The following is a 15,455-nucleotide window of genomic DNA, read 5'->3' as shown; positions in this document are numbered from 1 at the left end:
GCGAATGGACGCGCCTTGACTCCAGTCCTGCCGACCATGCCTGCGTAACCAGTTCAGTACGGTCGTTTTACCCTGAATGCCATAGCGCTCTTGAGCCTCTTTATAACTCAACTCGCCTTTTTCGACCTGATCGACGACCGACAATTTAAAGGTCAGCGTGTAATCACGCTGACTGCGCCTTTCTCCCGTATTCATTACTCCCTCCTGAGAATGGGTCAGAAGGTGTAAACCTTATTCAGGACGGGACACGCTTGTAAAAAAAGGGACTCGCCGTAAGGGCGAAACCGCCAGCCGCCGTTACCGCAGCAACGGATATGTACTCAGTCGCCATTCAGAGCGGCGCCACGCCCTCGACAATAATCACCTCAGCCGAAGCCACCCCTTCACGATACCCCCTAGCCTCCTGATACAACGCCGAGTGATAGCACGCCACCGCCTGCTCATAGGAATCGAACTCGATCACCACGCTGCGTTGCGGCGTAGCCCGGCCTTCCATCGCCTCGCTACGCCCACCGCGAGCCAGAATCCGACCGCCATACAGGGCAAACGCCTGCGGCGCCCGCTGAGTGTATTGGCTGTATTGATCGGGGTCGGTGACATCCACGTGAGCAATCCAGTAAGCCTTCATAGTGACCTCTCGGTTTATTTTGTATTATGGTATACCACATTACCAATCCAACAAATACCGAGACTCCAGCATGGCCTTCAACAGCATCGAAGAAATCATCGAAGATTACCGCCTCGGCAAAATGGTCCTGCTGGTGGACGATGAAGACCGGGAAAACGAAGGCGACCTGTTGCTGGCCGCCGATTGCTGCACACCCGAGGCGATCAGTTTCATGGCCCGGGAAGCCCGCGGCCTGATCTGCCTGACCCTGACCGACGAGCACTGCAAACGCCTGGGCCTGGAGCAGATGGTGCCAAGCAACGGCAGCGTGTTCAGCACCGCCTTCACCGTGTCCATCGAGGCCGCCGTCGGTGTGACCACCGGCATTTCCGCTGCAGATCGTGCCTGCACCGTGGCCGCTGCTGTCGCCGCCCATGCCGGCCCTGCCGACATCGTGCAACCCGGCCATATCTTCCCGTTGCGCGCCCGGGAAGGCGGCGTGCTGACCCGTGCCGGCCACACCGAAGCCGGCTGCGACCTGGCCCGCCTGGCCGGCCATACACCCGCCTCGGTGATCGTCGAAGTGATGAACGACGACGGCACTATGGCCCGCCGCCCTGACCTGGAAGTGTTCGCGCGCAAGCACAGGATCAAGATCGGCACCATCGCCGACCTGATCCACTATCGCCTGAGCACCGAGCACACCATCGTGCGCATTGGTGAACGTGACCTGCCGACCGTGCATGGCACCTTTCGTCTGATCACCTTTGAGGATCGCATCGAAGGCGGTGTCCACATGGCCATGGTCATGGGCGATTTGCGTCGCGATGAGCCGACGCTGGTGCGCGTGCATGTGATCGATCCGTTGCGCGATCTGGTCGGCGCCGAATACAGCGGGCCGACCAACTGGACGTTGTGGGCCGCCTTGCAGCGCGTCGCCGCCGAAGGCCACGGCGTGGTGGTGGTGCTGGCCAATCACGAATCCTCGCAGGCGCTGCTCGAACGCGTGCCGCAACTGACCCAGCCGCCCCGGCAGTTCAGCCGCTCGCAGTCACGGATTTATTCGGAGGTGGGTACTGGAGCGCAGATCCTGCAGAACCTTGGCGTGGGCAAGCTGCGTCATCTGGGTCCGCCTCTGAAATATGCAGGCTTGACCGGGTATGACCTGGAGGTGGTGGAGAGTATCGCCTTCACGGACTGACGCTTGGTTTAACGCGATTCATTGTAGGAGCGAGCCTGCTCGCGATGGCGGCATGACAGTTAACACTGATATCGACAGACACGCCCTCATCGCGCGCAGGCTCGCTCCTACAGGGGATTGCGCTGCCTGACGGGCTCAGGCCAATCCCCCAGAGCCAAAAAATCCACTTTCGGCTGATAGCCGGTACGGCAAAGTGCTTGCACAAAGTTTGGAATACCATAATATGATATTCCATAGACCGGACAGTCAGCACTGACTCGACGGACCTACTGCTCCCGATTGGCGGGCACTCCAAAGCCCCGCTCATAAACACAACAATGAGGGCGTGAAAATGGTGTTGAACAAACGTGCGACCGCGGTTTTTTTTGCAGGACTGCTGAGCGTGACCAGCCAGGCATTGCTGGCGGCTGAAAGCGTCAACTTCGTGAGTTGGGGCGGCAGCACCCAGGATGCACAGAAGCAGGCCTGGGCCGACCCGTTCAGCAAGGCCAGCGGCATCACCGTGGTGCAGGATGGTCCGACCGACTACGGCAAGCTCAAGGCCATGGTCGAGAGCGGCAACGTGCAGTGGGACGTGGTCGACGTCGAAGCCGACTTCGCCCTGCGCGCCGCCGCCGAAGGCTTGCTCGAGCCCCTCGATTTCAAAGTGATTGAACGCGACAAGATCGACCCGCGCTTCGTCAGCGATTACGGCGTCGGCTCGTTCTTCTTCTCCTTCGTCCTCGGCTACAACGAAGGCAAGCTCGGCGCCAACAAGCCTCAAGACTGGTCCGCGCTGTTCGACACCAAGACCTACCCCGGCAAACGCGCCCTGTACAAATGGCCAAGCCCTGGCGTGCTGGAACTGGCGCTGCTGGCCGACGGTGTAGCGGCGGACAAGCTCTACCCGCTGGACCTGGACCGCGCCTTCAAAAAACTCGACACCATCAAGAAAGACATCGTCTGGTGGGGCGGCGGCGCGCAGTCGCAGCAGCTGCTGGCCTCCGGTGAAGCGAGCATGGGCCAGTTCTGGAACGGCCGGATTCATGCCCTGCAGGAAGACGGCGCCCCGGTCGGCGTAAGCTGGAAGCAGAACCTGGTCATGGCCGACATCCTGGTCATCCCCAAGGGTTCGAAAAACAAGGACGCGGCGATGAAGTTCCTGGCCAACGCCAGCAGTGCCAAGGGCCAGGCCGACTTCTCCAACCTGACCGCCTACGCCCCGGTCAACGTCGACAGCGTGCAGCGCCTGGACTCGGTGCTGGCCCCGAATCTGCCGACCGCCTACGTAAAGGATCAGATCACTCTTGATTTCGCGTACTGGGCCAAGAACGGTCCGGCCATCGCGACACGGTGGAACGAATGGCTGGTCAAATGAAAATGACGGCAACCGCATCCCGTCCCTCCACGTCAGTCGGGAGCGCCCCTGGCGCTGCCGGCAAGGCGGCTGCAATGACGCAATCGCCAAGCCTGGCCCAGCGCTGGCGCGGATCGAGCAACCTGATCCCCGCCCTGCTGTTTCTCGGCCTGTTCTTTCTCGCGCCGCTGATTGGCCTGCTGTTGCGCGGCGTGCTGGAACCGGTGCCGGGGCTGGGCAACTACGAGCAACTGTTTGCCAACTCGGCCTATGCCCGGGTGTTGCTGAACACATTCTCGGTGGCCGGCCTGGTGACCCTGTTCAGCCTGTTGCTGGGCTTCCCGCTGGCCTGGGCGATCACCCTGGTGCCCCGCGGCTGGGGCCGCTGGATCCTGAACATCGTGCTGCTATCGATGTGGACCAGCCTGCTCGCCCGCACTTATTCGTGGCTGGTGCTGCTGCAAGCCTCCGGGGTGATCAACAAGGCGTTGATGGCCATGGGCATCATCGATCAGCCGCTGGAGATGGTGCATAACCTCACCGGCGTGGTGATCGGCATGAGCTACATCATGATCCCGTTCATCGTGCTGCCGTTGCAAGCGACCATGCAGGCCATCGACCCGATGATCCTGCAGGCCGGTTCGATCTGCGGCGCCAGCCCCTGGACCAACTTCTTCCGGGTGTTCCTGCCGCTGTGTCGGCCGGGGCTGTTCTCCGGCGGTTTGATGGTGTTCGTGATGTCCCTCGGTTACTACGTGACCCCGGCGCTGCTGGGCGGTGCACAGAACATGATGCTGCCCGAGTTCATCATTCAGCAGGTGCAGTCGTTCCTCAACTGGGGCCTGGCGAGTGCCGGCGCCGCGTTGCTGATCGTGATCACGCTGGTGCTGTTCTACTTCTACCTGAAGCTTCAGCCGGAATCCCCGGTTGGCGCCAGCAACGCGAGGTAAGCCGTCATGCTCCTGACCCCCAATGCCATGAGCCGGCGCATGCGCTTCGGCCTGTATGCCACCACCGGGCTGATCGGTCTGTTCCTGCTGTTGCCGATCGTGTTCATCGTGCTGCTGTCGTTCGGATCGTCGCAATGGCTGGTGTTCCCGCCGCCGGGCTGGACGCTGAAATGGTACGGCCAGTTCTTCTCCAACGCCGACTGGATGAACGCCGCCATGGCCAGCCTGAAAGTCGCGGTGCTGACCACGTTCTTCGCCGTCGCGCTGGGCCTGCCGACCGCTTTCGCCCTGGTGCGTGGCCGCTTCCCCGGCCGGGAAATGCTCTACGGCCTGTTCACCCTGCCGATGATCGTGCCGCTGGTGATTATCGCCGTGGCGGTGTACGCGCTGTTCCTGAAACTCGGCTACACCGGGACCATGTTCGCGTTTGTGGTCAGCCACGTCATCGTCGCGTTGCCGTTCACCATCATCTCGATCATCAACTCGCTGAAGCTGTTCGACCAGTCGATCGAGGATGCAGCGGTGATCTGCGGCGCCTCGCGCCTGCAAGCGGTGTTCAAGGTGACCTTCCCGGCGATCCGTCCGGGCATGGTGGCTGGCGCCCTCTTCGCCTTCCTCGTCTCGTGGGATGAAGTGGTGCTGAGTGTGATGATGGCCAGCCCGACCCTGCAAACCCTTCCCGTGAAAATGTGGACCACCCTGCGCCAGGACCTGACGCCCGTGATCGCCGTCGCTTCGACGCTGCTGATCGGCCTCTCGGTATTGGTCATGGTGATCGCCGCCGCTCTGCGCCGGCGCAACGAAATCAGCGCCTGAGCGCCCAGGAGTACGACATGAGTGCAGTGATCAAAGATTCCGCGCAGCAAAATGACAAGCCCCTGGTCAGCCTGCGTAACCTGAACAAGCACTACGGCGACTTCGCCGCCGTGGACAACATCTCGCTGGACATCAAGGACGGTGAATTCCTCACCTTCCTCGGCTCCAGCGGCTCGGGCAAAAGCACCACGCTGTCGATGCTTGCCGGCTTCGAAACCCCGAGCAGCGGCGAGATTCTGGTCAACGGCCAGTCGCTGGTCAACGTGCCGCCGCACAAACGCGACATCGGCATGGTGTTCCAGCGCTACTCACTGTTCCCGCACCTGTCGGTACGCGACAACATCGCCTTCCCGTTGGCCATTCGCAAACTGGCCGCCGCCGAACGCGAACGCCGGGTCGATGCGATGCTCAAGCTGGTGCAGCTTGAGCAATTTGCCCATCGCCGCCCTTCGCAACTCTCCGGTGGCCAGCAGCAACGAGTCGCCATTGCACGGGCGCTGGTTTATGAGCCACGCATCCTGTTGATGGACGAACCCCTCGGTGCACTGGACAAGAAACTGCGTGAAGACTTGCAGGATGAACTGCGCCAACTGCATCGGCGCCTGGGCATCACCATCGTCTACGTGACCCACGATCAGGAAGAAGCCATGCGTTTGTCCCAGCGCATCGCGATTTTCAGCCACGGCAAAATCGTCGGCCTCGGCAGCGGCTATGACCTGTACCAGAATCCGCCGAACGCCTTTGTCGCCTCGTTCCTCGGCAACTCGAACTTCCTCAAGCTCAAGGCCCAGGGTAATGCGGTGGCGACCTTCGAAGGCCAGGCGCTGTCGATCCGACTCACGGCCGGCCTGCACACCGATCAGGACGTGCTGCTGATGGTGCGTCCGGAAAAAGCCCTGGCCCTGAGCAATGAACAAGCCCTTGCCGAACCGCTGGCCGCCGGCTGGAACGAAGTCTCGGCCAAGGTCGTGGAAGTGCTGTTTCTCGGCGAAAGCCAGACCTGCAGCGTGGTCACCGCGGGCGGTACCTCGATGACGGTCAAGGCACTGTCCGCCGCCGGCATGCCGCTCAAGGCCGGTGACCCGGTGCGGGTGCGCTGGGCCACCGCCGATGCCTGCGTCTACACCGAATGGGCCGAAAGCGACCTGAACAAGGCCGCCGGCGCTCACTGATCCATTGGCCTGCGCGCGCGGGCCACTATAATGAGTCACCCTCGGGCCACCACAACGTCGGGTTGTGGTGGCCTTTTTTCTGTCGCCTGTAAGATAAATTGGACAACTTATTCCTAAAATCCCGGTTTAATGCTAAATAGCGCTCAGTATTTTTAACACCCGACCCTGTCGTGCCACACAGTGCAACGAGAATAACGATATGAAAGTCCATTTCGAGAAAACTGAAGTGTTTGGGACCCTCCACCTGCAAGCGGCGGTGGCAGCATGATCGAAGTTACCGAAGTTTCCATTGCCGAGCTGCGCGCCGCGCTCGAATCCGGCCAGACCACCTCGGTTGAACTGGTCCAGGCTTATCTCGCGCGGATCGACGCCTATGACGGCCCCGAAACCCCCACCGCGCTGAACGCGGTCGTGGTGCGCAACCCCGAGGCGCTCGCCGAAGCGCAGGCGTCCGACGCCCGTCGCGCCAAGGGCCAGACGCTGGGAGCGCTGGACGGTATCCCTTACACCGCCAAGGACAGCTATCTGGTCAAGGGCCTCACCGCCGCTTCCGGCAGCCCGGCCTTCAAGGACCTGGTCGCCTATCGCGATGCGTTCACCATCGAGCGCCTGCGCGCCGCCGGGGCGATCTGCCTGGGCAAGACCAACATGCCGCCGATGGCCAACGGCGGGATGCAGCGCGGTGTCTACGGCCGCGCCGAAAGCCCGTACAACGCTGATTACCTCACCGCCCCTTTCGCCTCCGGTTCGTCGAACGGCGCGGGTACGGCCACTGCCGCGAGTTTCGCGGCCTTCGGCCTGGCGGAAGAAACCTGGTCGAGCGGCCGTGGACCGGCCTCGAACAATGGCTTGTGCGCCTACACGCCTTCGCGCGGAGTGATTTCGGTGCGCGGCAACTGGCCGTTGACCCCGACCATGGACGTGGTCGTGCCGTTTGCCCGGACCATGGCCGACCTGCTCGAAGTGCTCGACGTGGTGGTGGCCGATGACCCGGACACCCGTGGCGACCTGTGGCGCCTGCAACCCTGGGTGCCGATCCCGAGCTCGTCCCTGGTGCGCCCCAAATCCTACGCGGCGCTGGCCGCCAACAGCGAGGCGCTCAAAGGCAAGAAGTTCGGCATTCCACGCATGTACATCAACGCCGACCCTGAAGCCGGCACATCCGAAGCGCCGGGCATCGGTGGGCCGACCGGCCAACGCATCAACACCCGTCCTTCGGTGATCGGGCTCTGGGAACAGGCACGCAAGGCCCTCGAAGACGCGGGTGCCGAAGTGATCGACGTGGATTTCCCGCTGGTTTCCAATTGCGAAGGCGATCGTCCTGGCGCGCCGACCGTGTTCAATCGCGGCATCGTTTCCAAGGAATTCCTGCACCACGAACTGTGGGACCTGACCGCCTGGGCGTTCGATGATTTCCTGCAAGCGAACGGCGATCCGAAATTGAACCGTCTGGTCGATGTCGACGGCCCGCAGATCTTCCCTCACGACCCGGGCACCCTGCCCAACCGCGAGGGCGACCTGGTTGCCGGCATGGACGAATACGTGCGCATGGCCGAGCGTGGCATCACCCCGTGGGACCAGATCAGCACGATGCCGGACGGCCTGCGCGGACTGGAGAAAACCCGCAAGATCGATCTGGAAGACTGGATGGATCGCCTGGGCCTCGACGCGGTGCTGTTCCCGACGGTCGCCGACGTGGGCCCGGCGAATGCCGATGTCGATCCGCAATCGGCAGATATCGCCTGGAGCAACGGCGTATGGGTCGCCAACGGCAACCTCGCCATCCGTCACCTTGGCGTGCCAACGGTCACCGTGCCGATGGGCGTGATGCCGGACATCGGCATGCCAGTCGGCCTGACGTTTGCCGGGCGCGCCTATGACGACTCCTCGCTGCTGCACCTGGCATCGGCGTTCGAGTCGACCGGCAACAAACGCATGATCCCGCCGCGCACCCCGCCATTGGTCGCTGACAAGCGCTGACCGGTAAAACCGTGGCGGCTCACGCGAGCCGCCACGGCTGGCAAATCAGGGATCAACCTGGGCCATCAGTTCCGGAATCGATTCCGGCCGATTGGCATAACGCTGCGCCAGCACTGCACAGACCATCAATTGAATCTGGTGGAACAGCATCAGCGGCAAGATCAGCAAGCCAATGGTGCTACCGGCAAACAACACCTGCGCCATCGGCACGCCGGTCGCCAGGCTTTTCTTCGAACCGCAGAAGAGAATGGTGATGCGATCTTCCTGGTTGAAGCCGAAGGCTTTGCCGAGCACCGTCGACGCCAGCAACACCAGCGCCAATACGATGCAGCAGACCACCACCAGCCCGACCAGATCCAGCAACGGAATCTGATGCCAGAGGCCTTCGATCACCGCCTCGCTGAACGCGCCGTAGACCACCAGCAAAATCGAACCCTGATCGACGAACTTCAGCCAGCTCTTGTTGCGCGCCACCCAGTTGCCGATCCAGCGCCGCGCGATCTGCCCGGCAATGAACGGCAGCAGCAACTGCACGCTGATCTTGAGGATGGCGTCGAGGGTCGAGGAGCCTTCGCCGTGGACATTCAGCAACAGGGTCACCAGCAACGGCGTGAGGAAAATCCCGAACAGGCTGGACGCCGCCGCGCTGCAAATCGCCGCCGGGATATTACCCCGTGCCAGCGAAGTAAAGGCAATCGCCGATTGCACCGTAGCGGGCAGCGCACACAGGTAAAGCATGCCCATGTACAGGTCGTTGCCGATCAGCGGCGACAATAGCGGTTTTAGTGCCAGGCCGAGCAACGGAAACAGCACGAAAGTCAGGCTGAACACCAGCAAATGCAGACGCCAGTGCCCAGCACCGGCAATGATCGACTCGCGGGACAGCTTGGCGCCATGCAGGAAAAACAGCAGCGCGATGGCGATGTTGGTCAGCCAGCCAAAACCGACCGCGACCTGACCGCTGGCGGGCAGCAGGCTGGCGAGCGTCACCACGCCGATCAGGGTCAGGGTGAAGTTGTCGGGTAACAGACGGGGGCGAGTCATGGGGTTGATCATCCGGGGGTTGCCAGTACGTGAAAGCGACTCTAACGTGCCTGATAATTACCGACTAACGCCGATGAGCCAGCTGATGCCGCCTAAAGGACATGACAAGAGTGTTCGACGCAGTATTCCCGGACTGTCCAGCCTGCCACGACCGCTCTACGGTCGCACCGAATCGCTGCCCAATCGCGCCCTGACCCGGCGACACAGCCATCCGTGGGTGCAGCTTTCCTATGCGATTCAGGGCGTGCTCGAAATACAGACCGGCGTCGGGCGCTTCGTGGCCCCGCCGGAGCGTGCGGTGTGGATTCCGGCGGGCATGCCGCACCGGGTGTTCAGCTCGCCGCGCACGGAAATGCGCAGCCTGTACATCGATTGCAGCGTCTCGACGTGGGCGCCGCCGGGCTGTCATGTGCTGGGGGTCAGTGATTTGTTGCGTGAGTTGATCCGCGCCTTTAGTCAGATTCCGGTGGAATACGATCAGAACGGTCCGCACGGCCGGTTGGCCCAGGTGATTCTGGATCAATTGGCTGAGGCGCCGCAGATCGATTTGATGCTGCCCCTGCCCCAGGACAGCCGATTGCGGCAAATCGCCCAAAGCCTGGAGTCGCATCCGGAGCAACAGACCACCCTCAGCCACTGGAGCGACAAATTCGGCATCACCGAGAAAACCCTCAGTCGCCTGTTCCTGCGCGACACTGGCCTGACGTTTCGCGCCTGGCGCCAGCGCTTGCGCCTGCTCGGCGCCCTGACGCCACTGGAACAGGGCGAGCGAGTGACCGACGTCGCGCTGGCCTGTGGCTACGACTCGACGTCGGCGTTTATCGCTGCGTTCCGCCAGCAGTTCGGCGAAACACCGGGGGAGTTTTTTCGCTGAGCCCTGCACAGGAAAAACTGTGGGAGCAATTCAATTCTTTTATTGCCTATCAGGCCGCCATCGCGAGCAGGCTCGCTCCTACAGTTGTGTTGGTTGCTCGCGGATTCTGCGGATAGCCGCGAACCCTGTGGGAGCAACTGCCTTCACCATGCCACTCGTCACCGCCATTCGGTGCCGTCCCGCAACATGGCATTCAGCCTAATCAGTAAGACTCGCATGCAGGCAAGAGCGCGACTTTCGCGCTCTTGCCTCGCTCCCGAAGAGCGTCATAGCGTGCCTTGAAGTCTGGCTGATGAAGGATTACGACCCAGCAAGACATGTAAAGCGCAGGTCGACCCTATGTTCCTGCCGGCAATGTCTGGCGCCGTTCGTCCATTGAGGGAGTAGTGGTATGGCGAACGAGGACAGATTTTTATGGGGGCGGCGCACCAGCCAAGAAATAAACCCGCCCTCACCGCCCTGGCTGTTTAAACCTCTGCAATGGCCTCGCGGACGAAGTCTTCATAGGTGCGCAGCGGGTGCCCGATGATGGTCTGAAGCTGTTCTACGGTTCCTTCAGTTGCTTGCATGCCAAACTTCTGGATACCCGTCATCATCAGGCGCATGTCATAAGCCAACCAGGTGGAACCGTATGAAGCCAGCTGTCCTTCGAAGGCCGCCACATCGTCACCGCCGTAGGCAATGTCGCGACCCAGGGCGGAACTCCAGATCTTCGCCACGGAAGCACCGGTAAGCGCTTGCGGTCCAACCAACTCCAGGGTTACACGATCCAGAGCAGAAGACGCTTTGTCGCGTCGCAGCAACTCTGCAACGGCAACATCGGCGATGTCGCGCGCATCTATCATCGAGACGCCCGCCGAGCCGATTGGCATCGGGTACACCGAGTAATTCTGAATCGACTGTTGGACCATACGGTCGTTTTGCATGAAGTAAGCCGGACGCAGGATAGTTGCGGGGATGTTGAAGCTTTCGATCATCCGTTCAACCGTATGCTTGCCGGTGAAGTGCGGCACATTGGTGAACTTGTCGGCATGAATCACAGACAGGTAAACGAGGCGCTCGATGCCAGCCTCGCGAGCAAGGTTCAGCGTGATGAGGGCTTGCGTCACCTCATCGGGCGTAACGGCGTTGAGCAGGAACAGCGTGCGCACCGACGACAGCGCGACGCGCATCGACGGTACATCGGTGAGGTCTGCAACAACTTCAGTGACGCCAGCCGGGAAGTCGCACTTACCCGATTGGCGCACTAGAGCTTTGACCTCGGCGCCCGCGCTGGCAAGGCCCTGAGTGATGAGTGAACCAATGGTGCCCGTGGCACCAATAACGAGAATGCTCATTTTTGAATTTCCTACAGTGGATACTTAGGGTGGATTAGCGAGAGAAGTCCGCAACGACCTTGCCAGTCCGTGAAACGCTGCGATTGCGTTCGATGGCATCAGGGATGTCGGCGAAACCAACGACCTTGCCGATCCTGGACTGCAGCGTGCCGCTGGCGATTTCCTGGGCCAGCGTCTCCAGCAACTCGGGGTCGGGCTTGTTCATGAACCAGAGGCCTCGGCGATTCGCCGGCGTGCGCGCCAGAATGTCGGGTGATGACGTGCCGACAATGACGCCGTTTTCCGCCAACACCTGCCACGAGCGATCCAGTACCTCACCCCCGACGTAGTCGAGCACCAGGTCAATGTCCTGGACGACGTCCTCGAAACGTTGGGATTGATAGTCGATGGCATGGTCCACACCGAGGCTGCGCACGTAGTCCAGGTCAGCCGTGCCCGCAGTTGCGAAGACCTCGGCGGCTGCCCGCTTGGCGTACTGCACGGCATAGGCGCCCAGCCCACCGGCAGCACCATGAATAAGGATTCGCTGGCCTGGATGAATCGGACCCGCATGATGGAGGCTCTTCCAGGCCGCCACGGCTGCGACGGGTACAGCGGCAGCATGGACGTCATCAAGGTTTTCAGGCGTAAGGGAGAGGCTCGCTTCACTGACGGTCACGAATTCGGCGTACGCACCCAGCCCTCCCACCGCGCCCATGACGCGATCGCCAACACGAAAGCGAGAGGCACCGGGCCCGACAGCCTCGACAACACCCGCCATTTCGGCGCCGAGTACTATTGGCAATGGAAGCGGGAAGGCATTTCTCACATGGCCTTCGCGGACCTTCCAATCGATGCCGTTCACGCCGGCGGCTCGAACTCGAATCAGAACCTGGTCTTGTCCAGGTTCTGGCTTGTCGATTTCGGCCACTTGCGCGGCGTCAGCGCCACCGTATGCCCGGATCAGTACAGCGCGTTGCATGGTGCTCATAGCAGTTCCTCGTATCGAGTTCCGATGACGAGAAGATATGCTGTTGCACAGATAAAGCAGAGGCACCAAAATACAGACACTTCGTTTCAAAAATGGAACACCATGAACCTGAACGCTCTGATCGATTTCACGCTCGTCGCAACGAATGAGGGGCTCGGGAAGGCGAGCCGTGCGAGCGGCATATCCAAAGCAACCTTATCGCGCCGAATCTCCGACCTTGAGGAACAACTGGGCGTGAGGCTGATCGAGCGCAGCGCTCGCGGCCTGAAGCTCACCGAAGCTGGCGAAATGCTGATGGCTCGAACAGAAGGTCCATTGGGCGAGGTGGCCGAAGCCATGACGGCGGCCCGTGAGGGCGTATCGACACCCCGCGGACGCTTGCGTGTCGCCTCCCCAGTCCTGTTCTCCCAGCTTGCGATGGGCCGCATTGGCGCCGAATTCTGTACCGCTTACCCGGAGGTCGAAATCGAAGTCGTGGCGGAGGATCGCCTGGTCGACCTTGTGGAGGAACAATTTGACGTCGCCATCCGGATCAACCCGAGCCCAGACAGCAGTTTGGTCGGCCGGTGCTTCGCCAAAGACCGGCTGGTAGTAGTGGCTGCGCCAGAAGTACCTAAGCCAATGCCCGGCGCAATCAGACCAATTCCAGGCATCGTAACTTCGAGTTTCCAGCCCACCCACTGGAGTCTCGATGGAGGGCAGTTGGTCCTGGAGCCGATCCCAAAGCTGCGGTTCTCTTCGTTACTGATGATCCGCGATGCTGCTATCGCCGGTGGTGGTGTTGCCCTAATTCCACAGTCCATCGCATGGAACCAGCTTGCCCGTGGCGAGTTGGTCCAGTGGGGCACGGTATCGGGTGTAGAACCCGCGCTCTGGGTCTTGCATACATCCAGGCGTCTTGCTGCTCCGAAAGTTCGCGCATTCGTCGATTTCATGTGCGCGAAATACCCGGATATGTCTCTGGTTTTAAAGGGATAGAAGCCCACTCCCTGTATCGCCTTTCTGCCAGCGATCCCATATCAGTTTTTTCTGGTTTTCGGTGCAATAGATCCGAGGTCGCTGCTTCATCTGCAACACTCCTCCTGTCTACACAGAATCTAGTGTGTTGCATCGATCGGTTGAATCCACAGGACAAAGAAGCTCCTCCCGGTAAATGACCGGGCGAAGCTTCATCCTCGACATGGCTTTTTTGTAGTTTATGAAGCGTTCATGGTTTTGTGGGTGTCGATCAGATACTGCACCACACCTGGATCGGCCAGGGTGGAAATATCCCCCAACCCATCGTATTCGGCCGTCGCAATCTTGCGCAGAATCCGCCGCATGATCTTGCCCGAACGGGTTTTCGGCAGCCCCGGTGCCCACTGAATGACATCCGGCGAAGCAATCGGGCCGATCTCCTTGCGCACCCAGTTTTTCAGTTCCAGGCGCAGTTGCTCGTTCGGCTCTTCACCGCTGTTGATAGTGACGTAGACATAAATGCCCTGCCCCTTGATGTCGTGCGGCACACCGACCACCGCGGCTTCGGCGACTTTCGGGTGAGCGACCATTGCGCTTTCGATCTCGGCGGTGCCCATGCGGTGGCCGGACACGTTGAGCACGTCGTCCACGCGACCGGTGATCCAGTAGTAACCATCGGCATCGCGACGCGCGCCGTCACCGGTGAAGTACATGCCACGGAAGGTCTTGAAGTAAGTGTCGACGAAGCGGTCATGATCGCCAAACAGCGTACGCGCCTGGCCTGGCCACGAATCGAGAATCACCAGGTTGCCCTCGGCCTCGCCTTCGACGATGTTGCCCAGGTTGTCCACCAGTGCCGGCACCACGCCGAAGAACGGACGCGCCGCAGAGCCTGGCTTGAGCGCGTGAGCCCCCGGCAGCGGGCTCATCATGTTGCCGCCGGTCTCGGTCTGCCACCAGGTGTCGACGATCGGGCAGCGGGACTTGCCGACATTCTTGTAGTACCAGTCCCAGGCTTCCGGGTTGATCGGCTCGCCCACCGACCCCAACAGACGCAGGCTGCTGCCATCGGCGCCTTCAACGGCGGCCGTGCCCGAGGCCATCATGGCRCGGATCGCCGTCGGTGCGGTGTAGAGGATGTTGACCTTGTGCTTGTCGACGATCTTCGACACCCGGGTGATGTCCGGGTAGTTCGGCACGCCTTCGAACAGCAGCGTGGTCGCACCGTTGGCCAGCGGGCCGTAGACGATATAACTGTGGCCGGTGACCCAGCCGACGTCGGCGGTGCACCAGTAGATTTCACCCGGGCGGTAGTCGAACACGCGCTCGTGGGTCATGGCCGCGTACAACAGGTAACCGCCGGTGGTGTGCTGCACACCCTTCGGCTTGCCGGTGGAGCCGGAGGTGTAAAGGATGAACAGCGCCTCTTCGGCACCCATCTCTTTCGGCGCGCACACGGTGCCGGCCACTTTCATCAGGTCTTCGTACCAGATGTCGCGATGCGGGTTCCACTTGATATCGCCACCGGTGCGCTGGCACACGATGACTTTCTGGATGCTGCTGGTTTCCGGGTTGGTCAGCGCGTCGTCGACGTTGGCCTTGAGCGGGATCTTCTTGCCGGCACGAATGCCTTCGTCAGCGGTGATCACCACTTTGGATTTGCAGTCGATGATGCGACCGGCCAGGGCTTCCGGCGAGAAACCGCCGAACACCACCGAGTGAATCGCGCCGATCCGGGTACAGGCCAGCATGGCGACCACGGCCTCGGGGATCATCGGCATATAGATGGTCACCACGTCGCCGCGGTGCACGTCCTGACCACGCAGGGCATTGGCGAACTTGCACACTTGCTCGTGCAGTTCGCGGTAAGTGATGTGGCGGCTTTCGGCAGGGTCATCGCCTTCCCAGATGATCGCGACCTGATCGCCGCGCTCGGCCAGATGSCGGTCGAGGCAGTTGTAGGACACGTTCAGGGTGCCGTCGGCGAACCACTTGATGTCGACATGGTGATCGTCGAAGGAAGTCTGCTTCACCGTGGTGAAAGGCTTGATCCAGTCGAGGCGCTTGGCTTGCTCGCGCCAGAAGCCGTCCGGGTTGACGACCGACTGCTGGTACATGGCCTTGTAGGTCGCCTCGTCGGTCAGCGTGTTAGCCAGAACCTCGGGACGAACGGGATACAGGGAAGCCGCACTCATCTTTCTTACCTCGGTG

Annotated in this window: 13 protein-coding genes and 2 pseudogenes; 8 read left to right on the top strand and 7 right to left on the bottom strand. The window is 61.3% G+C overall.

Annotation, left to right across the window (positions count from 1 at the left end; genetic code table 11):
- Together AC1D19_RS30015 and AC1D19_RS30010 are read right to left on the bottom strand one after the other, a co-directional pair.
- Positions 1-195: pseudogene (locus AC1D19_RS30015) on the bottom strand (IS3 family transposase); the annotation flags it as partial.
- A 136-nt stretch (positions 196-331) separates the two neighbouring features.
- Entirely contained in the window at positions 332-628 is a 297-nt protein-coding gene (locus AC1D19_RS30010) for a DUF1330 domain-containing protein (RefSeq protein WP_477765534.1), read from the bottom strand.
- Between the two features lie 70 nt (positions 629-698).
- Between AC1D19_RS30010 and ribBA the strand changes: the two genes are divergently transcribed.
- From ribBA to AC1D19_RS29980, 6 genes are all read left to right on the top strand, one after another.
- Positions 699-1,808 (top strand): bifunctional 3,4-dihydroxy-2-butanone-4-phosphate synthase/GTP cyclohydrolase II, encoded by a 1,110-nt coding sequence (gene ribBA, locus AC1D19_RS30005; protein ID WP_477765533.1) that lies wholly within the window; start codon positions 699-701, stop codon positions 1,806-1,808.
- Positions 1,809-2,139: 331 nt separating this feature from the next.
- Positions 2,140-3,165, top strand: coding sequence for an ABC transporter substrate-binding protein (locus AC1D19_RS30000; protein WP_477765532.1), 1,026 nt, complete (start codon positions 2,140-2,142; stop codon positions 3,163-3,165).
- The gene (locus AC1D19_RS29995) at positions 3,162-4,094 is read left to right on the top strand and encodes an ABC transporter permease (protein ID WP_223463131.1); all 933 of its coding nucleotides are present in this window, start codon (positions 3,162-3,164) and stop codon (positions 4,092-4,094) included. The genes AC1D19_RS30000 and AC1D19_RS29995 overlap by 4 nt, the downstream gene beginning before the upstream one ends.
- A gap of 6 nt (positions 4,095-4,100) precedes the next feature.
- On the top strand, positions 4,101-4,910 hold the full coding sequence (locus tag AC1D19_RS29990) for an ABC transporter permease (protein ID WP_007976227.1): 810 nt from the start codon (positions 4,101-4,103) through the stop codon (positions 4,908-4,910).
- Between the two features lie 17 nt (positions 4,911-4,927).
- The gene (locus AC1D19_RS29985; RefSeq protein ID WP_477752785.1) at positions 4,928-6,082 is read left to right on the top strand and encodes an ABC transporter ATP-binding protein; all 1,155 of its coding nucleotides are present in this window, start codon (positions 4,928-4,930) and stop codon (positions 6,080-6,082) included.
- A gap of 264 nt (positions 6,083-6,346) precedes the next feature.
- On the top strand, positions 6,347-8,062 hold the full coding sequence (locus tag AC1D19_RS29980) for an amidase (RefSeq protein WP_477765531.1): 1,716 nt from the start codon (positions 6,347-6,349) through the stop codon (positions 8,060-8,062).
- Between the two features lie 45 nt (positions 8,063-8,107).
- On the opposite strand, the gene AC1D19_RS29975 is transcribed toward AC1D19_RS29980, so the two are convergent.
- Complete coding sequence (locus AC1D19_RS29975) at positions 8,108-9,106, bottom strand: bile acid:sodium symporter family protein (protein ID WP_477765530.1); 999 nt, start codon at positions 9,104-9,106, stop codon at positions 8,108-8,110.
- An 85-nt stretch (positions 9,107-9,191) separates the two neighbouring features.
- On the opposite strand from AC1D19_RS29975, the gene AC1D19_RS29970 reads away from it, so the two are divergent.
- The gene (locus tag AC1D19_RS29970) at positions 9,192-9,980 is read left to right on the top strand and encodes an AraC family transcriptional regulator (RefSeq protein ID WP_477765529.1); all 789 of its coding nucleotides are present in this window, start codon (positions 9,192-9,194) and stop codon (positions 9,978-9,980) included.
- Positions 9,981-10,138: 158 nt separating this feature from the next.
- Here the strand turns inward: AC1D19_RS29970 and AC1D19_RS29965 are convergent.
- The 3 genes and pseudogenes from AC1D19_RS29965 to AC1D19_RS29955 form a co-directional block, all read right to left on the bottom strand.
- A pseudogene (locus AC1D19_RS29965) lies at positions 10,139-10,314 on the bottom strand (IS110 family transposase); the annotation flags it as partial.
- Positions 10,315-10,447: 133 nt separating this feature from the next.
- Positions 10,448-11,317 (bottom strand): NmrA/HSCARG family protein, encoded by an 870-nt coding sequence (locus tag AC1D19_RS29960; RefSeq protein WP_477765528.1) that lies wholly within the window; start codon positions 11,315-11,317, stop codon positions 10,448-10,450.
- Positions 11,318-11,351: 34 nt separating this feature from the next.
- On the bottom strand, positions 11,352-12,278 hold the full coding sequence (locus AC1D19_RS29955; protein ID WP_477765527.1) for an NADP-dependent oxidoreductase: 927 nt from the start codon (positions 12,276-12,278) through the stop codon (positions 11,352-11,354).
- Between the two features lie 111 nt (positions 12,279-12,389).
- On the opposite strand from AC1D19_RS29955, the gene AC1D19_RS29950 reads away from it, so the two are divergent.
- Positions 12,390-13,265, top strand: coding sequence for a LysR family transcriptional regulator (locus tag AC1D19_RS29950; protein WP_477765526.1), 876 nt, complete (start codon positions 12,390-12,392; stop codon positions 13,263-13,265).
- A 218-nt stretch (positions 13,266-13,483) separates the two neighbouring features.
- On the opposite strand, the gene acs is transcribed toward AC1D19_RS29950, so the two are convergent.
- Positions 13,484-15,439, bottom strand: a complete 1,956-nt coding sequence (acs, locus tag AC1D19_RS29945; protein WP_477765525.1) for an acetate--CoA ligase — start codon at positions 15,437-15,439, stop codon at positions 13,484-13,486.
- Positions 15,440-15,455 lie beyond the last annotated feature (16 nt).

This window comes from Pseudomonas sp. P1_C12, assembly GCF_056406435.1.
This window is presented reverse-complemented; position numbering and strand designations above follow the sequence as displayed.